Source organism: Mariniradius sediminis, assembly GCF_021491425.1.
Classification (GTDB): Bacteria; Bacteroidota; Bacteroidia; order Cytophagales; family Cyclobacteriaceae; genus Mariniradius; species Mariniradius saccharolyticus.
Genome location: NZ_JAKEVZ010000002.1, coordinates 341,703 through 358,465, shown reverse-complemented (window position 1 = coordinate 358,465; position 16,763 = coordinate 341,703). Strand labels below are relative to the sequence as shown.

Annotated in this window: 17 protein-coding genes; 11 read left to right on the top strand and 6 right to left on the bottom strand. The window is 45.9% G+C overall.

Translation table 11 applies throughout. From position 1 onward, the window contains the following. Positions 1 to 2 precede the first annotated feature (2 nt). A complete protein-coding gene (locus tag L0U89_RS04200) occupies positions 3 to 485 on the bottom strand; it encodes a YciI family protein (protein ID WP_234860377.1) in 483 nt (160 codons plus the stop codon). A 396-nt stretch (positions 486 to 881) separates the two neighbouring features. On the opposite strand from L0U89_RS04200, the gene L0U89_RS04195 reads away from it, so the two are divergent. The 4 genes from L0U89_RS04195 to L0U89_RS04180 are packed head-to-tail and all read left to right on the top strand — an operon-like array spanning position 882 to position 3,830. Further along, positions 882 to 1,256 (top strand): response regulator, encoded by a 375-nt coding sequence (locus L0U89_RS04195; protein WP_008629461.1) that lies wholly within the window; start codon positions 882 to 884, stop codon positions 1,254 to 1,256. Positions 1,257 to 1,301: 45 nt separating this feature from the next. Continuing rightward, complete coding sequence (locus tag L0U89_RS04190; protein WP_008629459.1) at positions 1,302 to 2,099, top strand: MlaE family ABC transporter permease; 798 nt, start codon at positions 1,302 to 1,304, stop codon at positions 2,097 to 2,099. Beyond that, positions 2,092 to 2,853: an ABC transporter ATP-binding protein gene (locus L0U89_RS04185; RefSeq protein ID WP_040480856.1), complete on the top strand. Its 762-nt coding sequence runs from the start codon at positions 2,092 to 2,094 to the stop codon at positions 2,851 to 2,853. Before L0U89_RS04190 ends, L0U89_RS04185 begins: the two co-directional genes overlap by 8 nt. Continuing rightward, positions 2,853 to 3,830 carry an MlaD family protein gene (locus L0U89_RS04180; protein WP_008629454.1) on the top strand — a complete coding sequence of 326 codons (978 nt, stop codon included), beginning with the start codon at positions 2,853 to 2,855 and terminating at the stop codon, positions 3,828 to 3,830. Before L0U89_RS04185 ends, L0U89_RS04180 begins: the two co-directional genes overlap by 1 nt. A 112-nt stretch (positions 3,831 to 3,942) precedes the next feature. On the opposite strand, the gene L0U89_RS04175 is transcribed toward L0U89_RS04180, so the two are convergent. Continuing rightward, on the bottom strand, positions 3,943 to 5,151 hold the full coding sequence (locus L0U89_RS04175) for a cation:proton antiporter (RefSeq protein WP_234860376.1): 1,209 nt from the start codon (positions 5,149 to 5,151) through the stop codon (positions 3,943 to 3,945). A gap of 281 nt (positions 5,152 to 5,432) precedes the next feature. Between L0U89_RS04175 and L0U89_RS04170 the strand changes: the two genes are divergently transcribed. Further along, on the top strand, positions 5,433 to 6,035 hold the full coding sequence (locus L0U89_RS04170; RefSeq protein ID WP_234860375.1) for a glycoside hydrolase family protein: 603 nt from the start codon (positions 5,433 to 5,435) through the stop codon (positions 6,033 to 6,035). A gap of 233 nt (positions 6,036 to 6,268) precedes the next feature. On the opposite strand, the gene L0U89_RS04165 is transcribed toward L0U89_RS04170, so the two are convergent. The 4 genes from L0U89_RS04165 to L0U89_RS04150 all read right to left on the bottom strand — a co-directional run bounded on the left by L0U89_RS04165 (position 6,269) and on the right by L0U89_RS04150 (position 10,461). Beyond that, positions 6,269 to 6,880: a Uma2 family endonuclease gene (locus tag L0U89_RS04165; RefSeq protein WP_234860374.1), complete on the bottom strand. Its 612-nt coding sequence runs from the start codon at positions 6,878 to 6,880 to the stop codon at positions 6,269 to 6,271. 12 nt (positions 6,881 to 6,892) lie between these two features. Continuing rightward, entirely contained in the window at positions 6,893 to 8,149 is a 1,257-nt protein-coding gene (locus L0U89_RS04160) for a carcinine hydrolase/isopenicillin-N N-acyltransferase family protein (protein WP_234860373.1), read from the bottom strand. Positions 8,150 to 8,251: 102 nt separating this feature from the next. Then, positions 8,252 to 8,704 carry a VOC family protein gene (locus L0U89_RS04155; protein ID WP_234860372.1) on the bottom strand — a complete coding sequence of 151 codons (453 nt, stop codon included), beginning with the start codon at positions 8,702 to 8,704 and terminating at the stop codon, positions 8,252 to 8,254. A 119-nt stretch (positions 8,705 to 8,823) separates the two neighbouring features. Next, on the bottom strand, positions 8,824 to 10,461 hold the full coding sequence (locus L0U89_RS04150; protein WP_008629443.1) for a S41 family peptidase: 1,638 nt from the start codon (positions 10,459 to 10,461) through the stop codon (positions 8,824 to 8,826). Between the two features lie 154 nt (positions 10,462 to 10,615). On the opposite strand from L0U89_RS04150, the gene L0U89_RS04145 reads away from it, so the two are divergent. The 6 genes from L0U89_RS04145 (at position 10,616) to L0U89_RS04120 (ending at position 16,762) form a co-directional block, all read left to right on the top strand. Continuing rightward, positions 10,616 to 11,377 carry a hemerythrin domain-containing protein gene (locus L0U89_RS04145; protein WP_234860371.1) on the top strand — a complete coding sequence of 254 codons (762 nt, stop codon included), beginning with the start codon at positions 10,616 to 10,618 and terminating at the stop codon, positions 11,375 to 11,377. Next, positions 11,377 to 11,790, top strand: a complete 414-nt coding sequence (gene ruvX, locus L0U89_RS04140; protein ID WP_234860370.1) for a Holliday junction resolvase RuvX — start codon at positions 11,377 to 11,379, stop codon at positions 11,788 to 11,790. The genes L0U89_RS04145 and ruvX overlap by 1 nt, the downstream gene beginning before the upstream one ends. Beyond that, positions 11,787 to 12,341, top strand: coding sequence for a peptide deformylase (gene def / locus L0U89_RS04135; RefSeq protein WP_234860369.1), 555 nt, complete (start codon positions 11,787 to 11,789; stop codon positions 12,339 to 12,341). Before ruvX ends, def begins: the two co-directional genes overlap by 4 nt. A gap of 47 nt (positions 12,342 to 12,388) precedes the next feature. Then, positions 12,389 to 13,198 (top strand): amidohydrolase, encoded by an 810-nt coding sequence (locus L0U89_RS04130; RefSeq protein WP_234860368.1) that lies wholly within the window; start codon positions 12,389 to 12,391, stop codon positions 13,196 to 13,198. 254 nt (positions 13,199 to 13,452) lie between these two features. After that, complete coding sequence (locus tag L0U89_RS04125) at positions 13,453 to 15,681, top strand: NADP-dependent isocitrate dehydrogenase (RefSeq protein ID WP_234860367.1); 2,229 nt, start codon at positions 13,453 to 13,455, stop codon at positions 15,679 to 15,681. 406 nt (positions 15,682 to 16,087) lie between these two features. Beyond that, positions 16,088 to 16,762: an ABC transporter ATP-binding protein gene (locus L0U89_RS04120; protein WP_234860366.1), complete on the top strand. Its 675-nt coding sequence runs from the start codon at positions 16,088 to 16,090 to the stop codon at positions 16,760 to 16,762. Position 16,763 lies beyond the last annotated feature (1 nt).

Genomic DNA, 16,763 nt, shown 5'->3' with positions numbered 1-16,763 from the left:
TGTCAATTGGCAGGTTTAGTAAGCTTAGCGTGAAGATCAGTGATCATCATGAGTGCCGCTGGCCCATACCATTCCCGAAGATCCATCTTCAAAACACCCGCCGCGACAGCCGGATCTTGAGCTGTTAAGCTTGCGGCTTCGTCCATTGTGGACACGTCAAAGACAAAAATCCCCCTCAAATCTTCATTACCAAAGAAAGGTCCGGCCATGATTAGTTTCCCAGATTCCGCCAATTTGGTAATATTCCCCATGTGGCCTTTTTGGATTTCAGCCCTTTGCTCCGGGGTATATTCAGCTACCCGTTCGCCGCGATAAAGAAATGCCATTACATACTTTTTCATGCCACGTTCGTCAGCGCCGAGCTTCTCGGCCAGGGCTGCATCGTAGCCCGATTCTTGGCCCAAGGCATTTAGGCTAAAAGTGCAAGCCAGCATTACAAGTGCAACAATCGACTTTATTAGTGAATGAGCGTAAGTGAGCTTCATGGTGTTTTTGTTTTGAGAATGGCATGGCCAATCTAGTCAAAAAATGGGAATCCCATCAATTGGGAAACCGAAATATTGGAACTCTAAATTTGGGCCAATCTTTTCTTTTTCTGTTGATTGAAGATAGCAACGCGGTTCTTTTTGGTTCTACTGTTGCTGCATGTGATTATTCAGATGTTGACATGTAAGTATCAGATAAATAATGGATTAAATGTGTTTTAGATATAGCTGAATTTGTAATCACTAAATTATTTTGATTAGCCTAAAAATGTATTCTCGATAATTAGCCATGCCAAGCAGGATGTTTTTATATTTGTGAGTCTTAAAGTTCATTCCCTACCCCCTTTCTGGCAATGATCTTTTGGGCAGTGTTTTGTGAACCAATCTTTTTTCCTTATGCCCCAAAAAGTTTCCACGCTGGTGTTTGTAGATGATGACAAAATCCAGCACATGATCAATCGAAAGAATCTCCAGCGGATTAGTCCAGAATTGCAGACCTTCTTTTTCGACAATCCATATGAGGCTTTGGATTGGCTGAAGGGAGGTAGTGCGGATCTTTTGATATTGGATGTGAATATGCCCGAGATGCAGGGCTGGGATTTTTTAGACCACCTCCAGAAAATCGGCAATCATATCGAAGTGAAGATGCTCACTTCCTCGATGGATCCGATGGATGTGGAGATGAGTAAAAATTATGCACAAGTGTCGGGGTTTCTGGTAAAGCCGCTTACTCCACAAATATTGACCGAAATATTGGGATTGGATTCTTAACAATGCCCCAAATTGTTACCTTAGTGATTTCAACTTTTGCCGTTTATGTTCTATAAGATAGATTCGAGGGATACAGTTCTGAGTAAAAAGCTTGATAAATTTTTTAGGGGGCTGGCTAATGCCTTCCAATTTGTAAAGCGGTTTTTTCAGGAAGTCTGGCGCCCGCCATATGAGTTCAGGGAAGTCCTACGTCAGTGCTACGAGATCGGTTATCGCTCTTTGCCTTTGATCTCCTTGACAGGATTCATCATCGGAATTGTATTTACAAACCAAAGCCGTCCGTCACTCGCCGAATTCGGCGCTACTTCTTGGCTCCCTGCTTTGATTTCCATCGCTGTGGTTAGGGCCTTGGGCCCCTTGGTGACAGCGCTGATTTCGGCAGGCAAGGTTGGATCCAGTATCGGCGCAGAGATCGGTTCGATGAAGGTAACGGAGCAGATCGATGCCATGGAAGTATCCGCGATCAATCCATTTAAGTATTTGGTCGTGACCCGCACCCTAGCAACCACCTTTATGATACCTGTACTGATGATGTACACGGATTTTGTGGCTTTGATGGGTTCATTCATCAATGTCAATCAGAATGAGCTCGTCAGCTTATCCACGTTCTTCATCCAAGTTTTCGAATCCATTTCGTTTCTTGACATATTTTCCTCAGTGATCAAATCGTTGATCTTTGGATTCACGATAGGCATTGTTGGATGCTACAAAGGCTACAACTCGTCGAAGGGTACCGAAGGCGTGGGGCAGGCGGCGAACGCGGCGGTCGTTATGTCGATGTTTTTGATTTTCATAGAAGAGCTATTGGTCATGCAGATCGTAAACGCCATCCGGTATGCGTAAGATAGAAAACGAAAAAGTTGTGGAGATCAGAGGACTGTACAAGTCCTTTGACGACAATCATGTGCTTAGGGGAGTGGATTTGGATTTGTACAAAGGTGAGAATCTTGTCGTCCTTGGAAAATCGGGTACCGGTAAATCTGTCCTGATCAAAATCCTCGTGGGCTTGCTCACACCTGATAAAGGCGAGGTGAAAATCTTCGGAAAAAACGCATTGGGATTGCCGATCAAGGAATTGAACCAATTGCGGTTGAGGATTGGATTCTCTTTCCAGGCCTCGGCCCTGTATGATAGTATGACCGTAAGAGAAAACCTTGAGTTTCCGCTTGTACGGAACGTCAAGAATATCAGCCGAAAGGAAGTCGATAGGCGGGTCGAGGAGTTGTTGGAGGCAGTAGCACTTCCCAAGACTGTCAACCAGATGCCTTCGGAGCTTTCAGGAGGTCAGAAGAAAAGAATTGGTATCGCCCGAACTTTGATCCTCTACCCCGAGATAATGCTCTATGATGAGCCGACTGCAGGTCTTGACCCGGTTACCTGTATTGAAATCAATAACCTCATCAATCAGGTACAAGAACAATTCAATACCTCTTCCATCGTGATTACCCATGACCTTGCCTGCGCGAAGCAAACAGGGGACCGCATGGCCGTTTTGATCAACGGCCAATTCACGGCAGTAGGGTCCTTTACGGACGTATTTGAGGGGGCGGAGGACCCCCAAGTAAAAGCATTTTATGACTATAATTTTATCAAGTAATGAGAAACGATAATAAAAAATCTGTCATTGTGGGCATTTTTGTCCTAATAGGGATCATCATTTTCGTGTTGGGTGTACTGACGCTGGGAGGCCAACAAAAGAAATTCGTGAAAAGCATCAAACTGAGCGCTGTATTCGACGATGTGGCGGGACTTCAGCAGGGCAACAACGTATGGTTTTCAGGTGTGAAGATCGGCACAGTCCGCAAGATCAATTTCTACGGTGAATCCCAAGTAGAGATTATTTTGGCTGTGGAGGCAAAGGTGCAGGAATACATCCGGAAAGATTCGAAAGCAACAATCGGTTCGGATGGACTGATCGGTAACAAAATCATCGTGATCTATGGCGGTACGACCCAATCTCCCGCTGTCGAAGATGGAGACAGACTCACCGCCGAGATGCCGCTTGATACCGACAAGATGATGGCTACGCTCCAGGAAAACAACAAAAATCTAGTCACAATTACCGAAAATCTTAAGATACTCACCACCAAAATCGCCGAAGGGAAAGGTATCGTTGGCGCGGTCATGACTGATAGCACCTTGGCTATTTCTTTCAAAAACACGCTGAACAACCTCGAGTCGGCTTCCCTTGAATCACGAAGGACCTTGTCAGAACTTTCCAATGTGAGTAAAAATCTCAACAAAGAAGGTACTCTTTTACATCAGTTGACAAATGACAAAGAGACTTTCCCGAAACTTCAAAGCACTGTATCAAAACTTGAAGAAACTTCAAATAACGCGGAGATGCTCACCAAAAACCTGAATGCTACTTCACAGAAGCTCAACAGCACGGACAATACTGCAGGGATGTTGTTGAATGATGAGGAGTTTGCAGGTAAACTTAGGAGCACCATGACCAATGTCGATAGTGCTACCTTAAACCTGAACAAGGGTTTGGAAGCTCTACCGTATACATGGCCTTTCCGAAAGGGATTTAAGCGTAAAGCCAAGGCAGAGGCGGCTCAGGGCAACTGAATTAGTCAATGAAAACCTCCCAAATCAGGAGGTTTTTTTATGGGCTGTGATTAACCTTTGAGCGATCCGCGATGAAATCCGGTTTTTGTGTCATTGTCCAAATGTTGTGCGGTTAATTTTCATGATCTCCCTTTCCAAAAATACCTGACAGCGGCCTAGCTGAAATACCGTGTAGAAATATGCTCAACAACACCGTCAGGGTGATTACGCTCACCAATCTATCCATACCATCGGGTCCCAAAGTGATGATTGCTATCAACAGATAAAGAATTGAAGCCACGCCTCTTGGGCCAAACCAACCGATAAAAAGAACGGTTTTTCGATCAAGGCCGGTTCCGATGAGACTTATCCATACAGGAAGCATTCGGATAAGTGTTAGACTCGTGATAGCGTAAATCCAAGATCTCCAGTCCCAAAGTGGGTACGAAGAAGGCACCAAAATCATTCCGAAGAGCAGGAATATAAACATGACCATCACTTGACTTCCCGCTTCGCCGAATTCTTTCATTCGTTCCCTCGCCTCCTCTCTTCTGGTTCCAAGCATCATCCCCGCAACAAATGCCGCGATGAAGCCATTTCCTCCAAAATATTCAGCGGCAAAGAAAGCCAAAACCGCGATTGCAAATGATTCCAGCATTTGGTAAATCACAGTCATCATACCCTTTTTGAGGGCAAATTCTATGAGTTTTCCCCCTAACCATCCGACAATTCCGCCGATGGCGGGACCTAGAATGAACTGTTTTAACAGGAATGTCAAAAGGTGGCCTTCCTTCACCTCCAGACCCTGTTTCAATGCCAACACACTGATGCAAATCAACAACGGCGGATAGGCGAACCCATCGTTGAGACCGCTTTCCACGTTGATCGTTTGCCGGATCTTTTTTGGCACTTTTTCACCTGTTACAACCGACTGGCCCAACGCGGCATCTGTTGGCGAAAGTATCAATGCCAATAGAATTAGCATGTAAAGATTCTCTTCCGGGAAAATCCACATAGCAGCTAAAGTCCCCAACACCATAGTCAAAGGGAGTCCAATTCCTAATAAACGTGATGGGAGAGATTTTTCATACCACAGGCTTTTTCGATCGATCGTTGAACCATCGACGAATAGAATCAATATTAGGGTGAATTCTACGACCGGCTTCACATAGCCAGCCTTCGGACTTTGGTCCAATAAATTGGGCATAAAGTAACTCACAAAGAGTCCCATGAGAACAAAAACCATAGGTGGTGTGATGATCGAGTTCTCCGCTTTCTTGGAAAAAACGCCATAGCCAAGAATCAACAAGGCCATGATAAGGATCATTGGATAGTCATGCATAGCTGCTGGGATTTGCGGAAAGTTAAGGTTTTTCGGATTTTCAGCTCATCGAATTTGTCAGGGGTTTATCTGTTTGGGCTGTTTTTTTCACCGCAGGCGCCTGAAAAGTATATTGTTAAAATCTGGTCATTGTCTAGCCAAGTGAGTATCTTGTATCAGATTTGTTTGAGTCGATTAGCGTTTGCGGTTTTGTTTTTAGTACGGATCAACGCCACGGTTTTTTTCTGGCGGGTCCGCAGTCCCCGAATTTACCAGCACCATTTAAACCAAAACTCACAACTATGAAAAAGGAAGGAATTATGTTGGCAACATTAGGAGTACTTCTTGTCTTCAGCCAATGCAAGCCAAACGAGACCAAAGAAGAAATTGTCGAAACTAAGCCCGCCTGGGAATTGCTTGGTTACCAATCCCTGCCCGATTATGGCAAGCATTTGGTAACAATCGGTGGTTGTCACGACTGCCATACCCCGAAAAAGATGGGGCCAAACGGGCCTGAGTTGGACATGGAATTGGCACTTTCCGGGCATCCGTCAGCCATGCCTTTTCCAGATGTAGATCGGGCGGCCATGGAGAAAAACGGCTACGCAGTTACCCAGACCTTGACGGCTTGGGTTGGACCGTGGGGGGTTTCTTACGCTTCCAATCTTACCTCAGATCCTACGGGTATTGGTGGATGGACTGAGGAGCAATTTTTCCGGGCACTTAGGGAGGGGAAATTCAAAGGAAGTCCCAATGGTAGACAGATTTTGCCTCCCATGCCGTGGCAAATGTTTCAGGCTATGCGTGACGATGAAATCGGTGCGATATTCGCTTACCTACAAACGACCAAACCCATCGACAACGTTGTACCGGAGGCATTGCCGCCAAGCTCGGTGGGGCAATAGAACGCAAATTGCATTGACAGCCGGAAATTCAATTTCGGCTGTTTTTTTTGAGACAGCTTGGGCAGATGGTTTTGGGCTTCGTTTTGACTGTACCCGGGTGAAAAATGAGAACTCGCTCAATCAAATGGCGATTTTTAATTCTTTTATCGAGCGGGCCAAATCAGACTATTTCAGCGTCAAAAGCTTCGTACTGACATTTTTTGTTGTTGACGTCTTGCAGTTTGGACGCAGGGTCATGTAATATCGGCAAAGAATTCCTCCAAGTCCAATTCAAAATTCTTGAGCACAGATGACTTTACTTTGTCACCAGAGGTCATCAAGCGTGAGGCTTGGTACTTGCCATCTTTGAGCGTGTAGACCAACAGGGTTTGACTCTCAGGATCAACCAGCCAGTATTCTTTGATGCCTGAGGATTCATAGACTTCAAATTTATGTTGGAGTTCGAGCTGCTTATTCCCAGGTGAAAGAACCTCGACGACCAAATCTGGCGCGCCGATGCATCCACGGTCATCCAGTTTTGCCGGATCGCAGACGACGCAGATGTCGGGTTGCACGACGGTGTAGATCTTGTCGTCTCGTTTTGACTTGAGCGGCAATCGGACATCAAACGGAGCGATATAGGCTTGGCATTTTTTACCCTTGAGAAACAGATTCATCTCCGTGTAGAGATTTCCCGCTAACCATTGGTGGATGCGTCTGGGGGCGGCCGCTGCTTTTTTGAAGACCTTACCCTTGATGAGTTCCACCATTTCTTCCATGTCCCAGCTCAGGTAATCAGCGTAGGTATAGTTGCCATAGGTGATATCAGGCTCTTTGACTATAGAATTTTTCAGATCCTTTTCCATACCGTAATTTAATCAATTGGTAGGTATTTCGGAAAGTATTTTTAGGTACAAATCCCGAATTACTTTCAAACATTGTTGGCTGAAACTCTCCAATTCTTTGATTGTCGGACTGCTTCCCATCAATGCAGCTTCGGCTTTTATAAAGTCATTTTGCAGCGATATAAATTCAGGCCAGATTTTCGCCTTGCGGTTTTGATAATCGCGACAAATCCATTGGTGGACTTTCTCCGCTTGCCACCACAGCGAATCGTCAGATTGCGAACTTGGCTGGGAAAAATCCTCGAGAACATGTGTCCCGAAAAAGAATGGAATGAACACGGAAAGGCAGGGCATCGAGGTCCCCGTCAGCCAAACCGTGTGGGGTTTTCCTTGTCGAATTTCCGCGACCATACTTCCAGTTGTGGAACTCGGATTTTTCAGACCGGTGGCATGCATGCAGAGGGATGCAGTGCTTGCTTTTTTGGGATTGAAAATCGGATCCGGCGACTCATGGGTCCTCAAAACTTCCATCGCTGCTCCAGCGTCAAAGCTTTTTGATTGCTTTTGTACCAATCCAAAGCTACAGGCCTGTCTGGAATTGGATTTCCCCACTTTGGTAAATAGAAAATCCGAGAAATATTCCTTGAAAGAAAAGGGCTCCGATTTCTTCAAAATGGAATGGGGGAACTGTCTTTTTTCTCCGGATAGATGGATTTGATCATATTCAGTCTCAATCGTCAGGCCATTGGAAATGCTGCCAAAACGTTTGACTTCACGAGAAGCCCAGGATTTTCCGGCAGTTTCCAGAATGAAAGCTTGGTTCTGATCCGCAATCAGAAAACTGTTGTGGTAGAAAAACCCTCGATTCCTGTATCCTCCGCAGGCATCCTGTCCATATTTTTTCAACAAATCGGGAATGAATGCCACGGCCTCCTTGGCATTTTGGCAGCGTTCCAAGGCCAGCCGAAGCATGTCCATGCCCGTCAATCCGTTGTTTTTCTTAGAAATAGGGATATTGGTAAATACGGCCTCATTACCAATCACCAAGCCGTGGACGTTGACTCCCATTTCGGCACCCCACATCTGAAATGGCTTTGATAGGATCACTTCATTTGTCGACTCTGACTGGGGAATGGATATGAAAGTGCAATCCAAATTGGATTCTCCCGATTGCTTAGCTGGAATTTGGATGATACCCTGTGCTTCGTCAGGTTCACGGTCTGAGTTCTTCGCAAAAATTGTCGAACCATTTTTTGTAAATCCAGGAAGGGCGACCAGCGTATCACACATGGCATCAAGGAATGAGGAATATGGGAAAATCGAAATGGGTGTTGATTATTGACTTGGCGAGCTGCCGGAAAACTTCCAAACTGGAAGCTTGAAGTTCAGGCGCTATTTGTATTCGTCGTTGATTTCGATCCAATAGCCGTCCGGATCTTTGAGGTAGATTTGCTTGATGCCGTCGGGACGGATATTGATCTTATTTTTATTGCCTGGCCAGTCTTCGTACTCAATTTTCAGTCGCTCCAGATTTTTTACAAAATCATCCATATTCGGCACGCTGAAGCAGATGTGGTTGATTTTGTTGATGGTTATTGGTTCCCAAGGTGCTTGGATGAGATGCATGGATGTGTTGTTGCCAATGTCCAGCCAAGTATGTAGCCCGTCCTTAAATGGTTCGTCGATTTCAGGGAAACCGAAGACGTTTTTGTAAAAATCACTGCTTCTTTTCAGTTCCTTGACGTAGACCGCGATATGGGTGATTTTTGTTTGTTGGGCCATGAGTACTGGGGATATCATCAGAACACAGGCCAAAATTAGGATTTTGGGTGCATATGTCTTCATTGGTTCTTGGGTTTGTGAATGAGGAATATACGCTGAATCGGGAATCTTTCCCAGATGAAACAACAAAAAAGCCCCTTGCCGAAGCAAAGGGCTTAAATAATCTGGTGATTTAAGGCTTCCTATTCATTGACTTTTGGGGCAAAGGCCAATTTCTCGGCTTCACCAAAAAGCGTCAATGCTTGCAGGTACACCTCGTTGATATCGTTGATGACGCGATAGAAGGCATTGTCGTCGTAGAGGTTGCGCCCCATATGGGCTTTGATGAGGATTTTGAGGTAATCTTTTGATTTTCTGTAATCCTTCTCGTCAAACTTCACCTTATTACGCTCTCCTACTTTGATCAAGCTTTGAAGCATCTCTTCAGAAACCTGGAACTTGGCATAGTAGTCTTCGAAGCTCATGTTTTCGAATTTCTTTTTGTTTTTTTCCAAGTAGTCCAAAATGAATTCCCGTGCAGAATCGGAGTTGAAGAGGCGGTTTACATAGCTACTTGCCATGGTGGTGTCGAGTGGCACGAAGAAATCCGGCATGATACCTCCGCCACCATAGACCGTCCTTCCTGACAATGTTTCGTATCGCAAACTGTCGTTGAACCTGATGCTGTCCGCGGTGAAAAATTCCCCGTGCTCAAATCTGTTGTTCCAGTCACTGTTGTAATCCTCGTCGTTGCCGTAGGGCTTCTGAATGGATCTGCCAGATGGCGTATAGTAACGCGCTATGGTCAGCCTCAATTCTGCACCGTCAGAAAGGTCGATGGGCATTTGAACAAGTCCTTTACCGAAAGATCTTCTGCCGACAATCAATCCGCGGTCATTGTCCTGAATCGCTCCCGCCACGATTTCGGAGGCGGATGCGGAGCCTTCGTTTATCAGGACGATAACGGAGCCATCCTCAAAAAGCCCCGGTCTGCTGGCTGTGGCAATTTGGTTGTAGCGGCTGAGTTTGCCTTTTTGGGAAACGATCACGGCGTTTTGGCCGAGGATTTCATCAGCAATCTGGATCGCAGCCCCCATGTACCCACCGGGATTGCTCTGCAAATCCAAGATCAGTCGAGTCATGCCTTGTTCTTTGAGGCTGGTCACGGATTTTCTGAATTCCTCATGCGTCGTTGCAGCAAACCTGGTTACCTTGATGTAGCCAGTGGTTTCATCGACCATGTAGGAAGCATTGATGCTGTACTGGGGGATTTTGTCACGGATGATCTCAAAGTTGAGCAGGTCTTTTTGGCTTTTTCTTCTGATATCGACGATTACCTTGCTGCCCCTTGGACCGCGAAGGAGGTCAAATACATCCCGATTGGTGATCCCGGTTCCGGCTACGGTTTTGCCGTCAACTTTGATGATCTGATCGCCTGATTGTATGCCGAGCTTTTCGGAGGGACCGCCTGTCAACGGCGCGACTACATAAATCGTGTCGCGGATGATGCCGAATTCCACCCCGATTCCGTCAAATTCCCCGTCCAATTGGGATTGGGCCAAGGAGGCGTCACGTGCTGGAATGTAGCTGGAGTGTGGGTCGAGCTTTTCGAGCATCTGTTGGATGCCAAATTCTACCAATTCATTGGTGTTGACGCTGTCGACGTAATCACGATTGATATAAGTGATGATCTCCTGCAATTTATAAATAGCGGCCTTGAGATCGTTTCTGTCGGTTTTTGGTTCGGCAAATGTAGCTCCGATCCAAATTCCTGCAGAGATAGCCAAAGCCAAAATCAAGGGCAACCTGACTTGTTGCTTGGTGTTTTTGATTTCGCTCACGGTTAGGATGGTTTTAGTTGGTGTATGATAGATAAGTGGGTATCAACATACCTTCTAACTGAAATTTCCGACCTTTCGTTTAGCCAAGGCCATTAATTTCGATTTTAAACTTCATGATGTCCTTGAAAAGCCAAAATAAGTTACTTTTGTAAGTATGTTGGATTCCAAAGATATTGAAAAAAGCCGCATACGGGAACTAGTTTCCGAGAATTATGTCTTCGCCGCGGTACTCCATTATTTCGGGATCAACTTTTTCCTGTATGAGCAGAATTCCCTCGAGGAAGTATGCCGAAAATTCAAAATCAACCCGCAGCAACTGATAGACGAACTGGAGCGATGGGCCTCAAGAAAGGAACCGAGCACCGAAGAGCTTTTCCTTAGGCCAATCGAAGTATTGGTGTCCTACCTGAAGCGAAAGCACTATTTTTTTGTTCGGCAGGAATTGCCTTTTCTATCAAATATGATCTCGGGAATACAGGTGGAAAATCCCGTTTTCGCAGCTATACTGGCGGACATGCGGATGATGTTCCCTCTCTTTGTTGAGGACTTTATCCACCATATCCATGAGGAGGAAACCACGCTTTTTCAGCGAATCAAACTCCTCCACGAAATTGAGGAAGATGAATACCGTCTGGTAGATGCGCTTCAGATTCTCGAGAAAAGCCCCATATCCGTGCTTTCCCACGCGCATGAAGCGCACGACGATGAGATGGAGGGAATCAGAAGATTGACCAAGGATTACGAACTTCCCGAGACCGCACCTATCAGTATGAAAGTTCTTTACCATGAGCTTCAAGTTTTTGAGCGGGAACTCTCCATACATGCCCAAATCGAGGATCAGCTGCTTTTTCCCAAGGCCATGGAACTCGAAAAAGAGGTGTTGCGAAGGGTGCGGAAAAAAATCCTGCATAACTGATGGGCAGGGTCTTGGCCATTGATTTGGGAACCAAAAGGACCGGTTTGGCGGTTACAGATTCGCTTAAGCTGATTGCCAATCCTTTGGACACCATCCCAACGCACCAATTGGAGGATTTCCTGATGAAATATGTCGCCAAAGAAGACGTCGAAGTCATAGTCATCGGCCTTCCCAAGAAATTGGACAACAGCGCAAACGAAATGACCCCGCGGGTTTTGGCATTGAAAAATCGCTTGGAAAAAGTCTTTCCAAAACTGAAGTTGGCCTTGGTCGATGAGCGATTCACCTCCAAAATCGCCTTGCAAACCATGATTGACATGGGCACCAAGAAAAAAGACAGGCGGGAAAAGGAAGGAAATTTGGATAAAATATCCGCAACCATCATCTTACAATCCTATTTGCAACAACAATGATCTATCCCATAGTAGCGTACGGTAACCCGATTTTGAAAAAGGAGGCTGAGGAAATTCCTGAAGGAGACAACATTTCTGATTTGATCAAGGATATGTTTGCCACGATGGAAAACGCCAACGGCGTGGGCTTGGCCGCGCCACAAATCAACAAAGGAATACGGTTGTTTGTGATAGATTCCAGCTTGATGCTTGACGAGAAAGACGAGGAAAAGGGTGTCAGACGTGCGTTTATCAATCCGATTATCCTTGACGAATACGGGGACAACTATTCTTTTGAAGAGGGCTGTTTGAGTATTCCGGAATTGCGGGCAGAAATCATCAGGCCCGAGAAACTCACCATCGAGTACTTCGATGAAAATTGGAATCTGCGTGAGGAAGAATTCTCGGGAATGACGGCGCGTGTAATCCAGCACGAATACGACCATCTGGAGGGGATTCTTTTTGTTGATTATCTAAAGGGATTAAAAAAGAAGCTGCTTCAAAGCAAACTCATCGATATCAGCAAAGGCAGAGTCCCGACGGACTATCGGATGATCTATCCGCTGAAGTGAAGCCCTTAAACCAGCAGATTTTCCTGTTGGTTTTTTATTTTTAAACCATGAAGCAAATCCCGGAAACCAACTTACGGCTAGCATTGGTCCAAACAGACCTTTTTTGGAAGGATATCATCGCCAATTTGGCCATGATAGAAGAGAAAATCCTCAACCTCCAGCAGGAAGTAGACCTTATCGCACTGCCCGAAATGTTTCCCACGGGATTTACGATGGATGCCTCGGAAGTCGCCGAACCGATGAATTTGACGGTTTGCAAATGGCTGCTGCAAATGGCGAGGCAGACAAAGGCCGTCGTCACAGGCAGCGCTGTGATTCAGGCTGGTGGGAAATTCTACAATCGGCTGCTATGGGCAAGACCGGATGGAAAGCTGGATTTTTACGACAAGAGGCATCTTTTCCGGATGGCCAACGAACATGACCATTATGATTTTGGAAAAGCCAAGAAGGTTTTCGAATGGAAGGGTTGGCGTATTTTGCCGCAAATCTGTTATGATCTACGGTTTCCGGTGTGGAGTAGAAACCAAGTCCAAGAAGATGGGTCATTGGCCTACGACTTGATGGTTTATGTGGCAAGCTGGCCAAAGCCAAGGATAAATGCTTGGGATGCACTTTTGAAAGCGCGGGCCATCGAGAATCTCAGCTATGCAGTCGGCGTCAATAGGGTTGGGCAGGACGGAAATAGCATTCCTTATTCTGGACATTCCGGTGCATATAATTTCAAGGGCGAGACTTTGGTTTTTTCGGAAGATAGGGAGGAAGTCCTTTACATTGAATTGGATGCAGCGTCGTTGGCTGAATTCAGACAGAAGTTCCCGGCTTGGATGGATGCCGATGACTTTTCACTGCGGTTTTGAAAACCAATTGGCAAAACAGTTTCCTGATTAATCCTGAATCTTTTTGACTTGGATAATCCAGTCTTCGGTCTTTTAGAGTGCATTTTCATGCCCTTTTTCCCCATGTGTAAAGCCGGTTTGAAACTGCGGATAATTGCTTAATTTAGCCCCGATTTACACCAAAACACAGCGCTCCGGGTTCAATTTGACTTTTTGTTTCAAATGAAGATTGGCCGCTTTTATTTCTCTTTATCCTTAAACTCGTTTGATTAAAAATGACTGATAAAACAGCGAAAATCCTCTATACCTTGACGGATGAGGCACCGGCTTTGGCTACTTATTCCTTGTTGCCGATTGTGAAGGCTTTCACGCATTCAGCTGGTATTGCGGTAGAAACACGCGACATTTCACTCTCTGGACGAATTATTGCGCTATTTCCCGAGTTTCTGAAACCCGAGCAGCGGATCAGCGATGATTTGGCTGAGCTCGGAGAGATCGCGAAGCAGCCGGATGCCAATATTGTGAAATTGCCCAATATCTCGGCTTCCATCCCTCAGTTGAAGGCAGCCATCAAAGAACTTCAAGCCCAAGGCTATGCCCTTCCCGATTATCCGGATGATCCCAAATCCGAGCAAGAGAAAGATATCAAAGCCAGGTACGACAAAGTGAAGGGAAGCGCAGTGAATCCTGTATTGCGTGAAGGGAATTCTGATCGAAGGGCGCCTTTGGCAGTCAAGCAATATGCGAAAAACAATCCCCACAGCATGGGGAAATGGTCTCCTGATTCCAAGACCCATGTTGCCAGTATGAGCCGCGGGGATTTTTATGGAAGTGAAAAATCCGTGACTATCCCCTCTGCCACAAAAGTGAGCATCGATTTGCACACCAGTGCCGGGACGAAAATCACCCTGAAGGAAAACCTTTCTTTGCAGGCCGAGGAGGTGATTGACGCGGCGGTATTGTCCGTGGCAAATCTGAAAGAGTTTCTGCAACAGCAGAAGGCCGATGCCAAAAAGCAAGGAGTACTCTTTTCGCTCCACATGAAAGCAACCATGATGAAGGTCTCCGATCCCATCATTTTTGGACATGCGGTAAAGGTGTTTTTTGCTCAGCTTTTCGAAAAAAACCAAGCTGTTTTTGAAAAAATCGGCGTTGATGTCAACAATGGATTTGGCGATTTAATCGCCAAAATACAGACGCTGCCTGAATCAGAAAGAAAGGCCATTGAATCGGATATTGAGGCAACATTGGCTGAAGGGCCGGATTTGGCAATGGTAAACTCGGACAAAGGCATCACCAACCTCCATGTGCCCAGTGATGTGATCATCGATGCATCCATGCCGGCCATGATCAGAAGTTCAGGTCAGATGTGGAATAAGGCAGGCAAACTCCAAGACACCAAAGCTGTGATTCCAGATCGCTGCTATGCAGGTGTGTATGAGGAGACCATCAATTTCTGCAAAAAACATGGTGCTTTTGACCCAGCTACGATGGGAAGTGTGCCGAACGTTGGATTGATGGCGCAGAAAGCGGAAGAATATGGCTCCCATGACAAGACCTTTGAGATCCCGGCAGACGGTACCGTCACTGTTACCGATTCAGCAAGTGAAGTGTTGATTACCCATGATGTGAAGAAAGGTGACATCTGGCGCATGTGCCAAACAAAGGATGCCCCGATTCAGGATTGGGTGAAATTGGCGGTGAATCGGGCACGTGCGACGGGCGTTCCTGCAGTATTTTGGTTGGATGAGAAGCGTGCCCACGATGCCGAACTGATCAAAAAAGTGAAAAAATACCTTGACGACCACGATACCAAAGGTTTGGATATCCGGATTCTTTCACCTGTAGATGCGACGCGACTTTCTTTGGAGCGTATCAAAGAAGGTAAGGACACCATTTCAGTGACTGGAAACGTCCTGCGGGATTATTTGACCGATTTGTTCCCAATTTTGGAATTGGGCACTTCGGCCAAGATGCTTTCGATCGTTCCTTTGATGAATGGAGGAGGTTTGTTTGAGACAGGCGCCGGTGGTTCGGCACCTAAACACGTCGAGCAGTTCCTAGAGGAAAACCACCTGCGCTGGGATTCATTGGGTGAGTTTTTGGCTTTGGCGGTTTCCTTGGAGCATTTGGCTGACATGTTTCATAACGATCGGGCAAAGGTACTTGCTGAGACCTTAGACCAAGGCACGGGCAAATTTCTTGAACAAGACAAATCTCCATCCCGCAATGCGAAGGAACTCGACAACCGAGGCAGCCATTTCTACTTGGCAATGTATTGGGCTGAGGCGTTGGCTGGCCAGGACAAGGATTTGGAATTGAAGACAAAGTTCACTCCGATCGCAAAGGCCCTTCAGGAAAATGAACAGAAAATTGTTTCTGAATTGAATGAAGCACAGGGCGTGAAAATGGATATCGGTGGGTACTACAAGCCGGACGAATCCAAAACTTCCGCCGCAATGCGTCCAAGTCCTACGTTCAATGCGATATTGGAAAGGATTTAATCTCCAAAGATTAGCTGGATTGAAAGCCACCTTGCGAATAGCGGGTGGCTTTTTTTTTGCCTTACCTTTCGGTTTTTGATTATGCCAGTACTAGGTAAACAGGGGAGATCGTCCGTCAGCGAACAATATTGTTCGATTATTTTGTCTCTCTAGCCTTAAAATCAGGTGTTTTTTGTCCGAATTGGGGCATTTTTTATGGCACGCTGTTGGGAAAGAAGTTGGGGGAATGTAAAATCAAGAAGCGAGAGACAAGATGCAAGAGACAAGATGCAAGAGGCAATAAGGCAGAGAATAGAATCAAAGCCAAGGTCTGTGGACTATCGACTCCAAAACTGTAATCTAACCATTGGCTTTAATAACTGAACAACTGGCCAAAAACTACTAATCAATAACTTCCCACGAAGACATGATAAAACTTACCCAAATAGACAAATTCATTGAATCGAGGTTCCAAAGGATTTTTATCCTAAAGGGCGTTGACCTTACTATCCAACAGGGCGAGTTCGTGACCTTGATGGGACCATCGGGTGTAGGCAAATCTACATTGATGAATATCATAGGACTGCTCGATCAGGACTATGAGGGAAACTATGAATTTGATGGCAAATCGGTGCCTGCAATGAAGGATAAGCAGCGGTCTTCGCTGCACAAAGCCGAGTTTGGCTACATTTTCCAAGCCTATCACCTCATCGATGAGCTTACTGTCTATGAGAATATCGAAACGCCGCTTTTGTACAGAAATGTCTCCGGTTCTGAGCGAAAAAGCATCATAGCGGACTTGTTGGATCGGTTCAAGATGGTGGCAAAAAAGGACCTCTTTCCAGAGCAGCTTTCAGGCGGACAGCAGCAACTTGTCGGTATCGCCCGAGCAATCGCAGGAAGGCCTCGTGTATTGCTTGCCGACGAGCCAACGGGTAACCTACACTCTGCCCAAGCAAAAGAAATCATGGAAGTATTCAGGGAACTCAACAAAGAAGGAACAACCATTATCCAAGCCACCCATGCGCGGGAAAACGCCGATTACGGCACACGCTTGATCGAGATGTTGGATGGTAAGATTGACAAAGATATTGCGATATAAA

Bases quoted from the DNA above. Each gene is read 5' to 3' on its own strand.
- L0U89_RS04200 (WP_234860377.1), bottom strand. From the start codon at position 485: ATGAAGCTCACTTACGCTCATTCACTAATAAAGTCGATTGTTGCACTT.
- L0U89_RS04195 (WP_008629461.1), top strand. From the start codon at position 882: ATGCCCCAAAAAGTTTCCACGCTGGTGTTTGTAGATGATGACAAAATC.
- L0U89_RS04190 (WP_008629459.1), top strand. From the start codon at position 1,302: ATGTTCTATAAGATAGATTCGAGGGATACAGTTCTGAGTAAAAAGCTT.
- L0U89_RS04185 (WP_040480856.1), top strand. From the start codon at position 2,092: ATGCGTAAGATAGAAAACGAAAAAGTTGTGGAGATCAGAGGACTGTAC.
- L0U89_RS04180 (WP_008629454.1), top strand. From the start codon at position 2,853: ATGAGAAACGATAATAAAAAATCTGTCATTGTGGGCATTTTTGTCCTA.
- L0U89_RS04175 (WP_234860376.1), bottom strand. From the start codon at position 5,151: ATGCATGACTATCCAATGATCCTTATCATGGCCTTGTTGATTCTTGGC.
- L0U89_RS04170 (WP_234860375.1), top strand. From the start codon at position 5,433: ATGAAAAAGGAAGGAATTATGTTGGCAACATTAGGAGTACTTCTTGTC.
- L0U89_RS04165 (WP_234860374.1), bottom strand. From the start codon at position 6,880: ATGGAAAAGGATCTGAAAAATTCTATAGTCAAAGAGCCTGATATCACC.
- L0U89_RS04160 (WP_234860373.1), bottom strand. From the start codon at position 8,149: ATGTGTGATACGCTGGTCGCCCTTCCTGGATTTACAAAAAATGGTTCG.
- L0U89_RS04155 (WP_234860372.1), bottom strand. From the start codon at position 8,704: ATGAAGACATATGCACCCAAAATCCTAATTTTGGCCTGTGTTCTGATG.
- L0U89_RS04145 (WP_234860371.1), top strand. From the start codon at position 10,616: ATGTTGGATTCCAAAGATATTGAAAAAAGCCGCATACGGGAACTAGTT.
- ruvX (WP_234860370.1), top strand. From the start codon at position 11,377: ATGGGCAGGGTCTTGGCCATTGATTTGGGAACCAAAAGGACCGGTTTG.
- def (WP_234860369.1), top strand. From the start codon at position 11,787: ATGATCTATCCCATAGTAGCGTACGGTAACCCGATTTTGAAAAAGGAG.
- L0U89_RS04130 (WP_234860368.1), top strand. From the start codon at position 12,389: ATGAAGCAAATCCCGGAAACCAACTTACGGCTAGCATTGGTCCAAACA.
- L0U89_RS04125 (WP_234860367.1), top strand. From the start codon at position 13,453: ATGACTGATAAAACAGCGAAAATCCTCTATACCTTGACGGATGAGGCA.
- L0U89_RS04120 (WP_234860366.1), top strand. From the start codon at position 16,088: ATGATAAAACTTACCCAAATAGACAAATTCATTGAATCGAGGTTCCAA.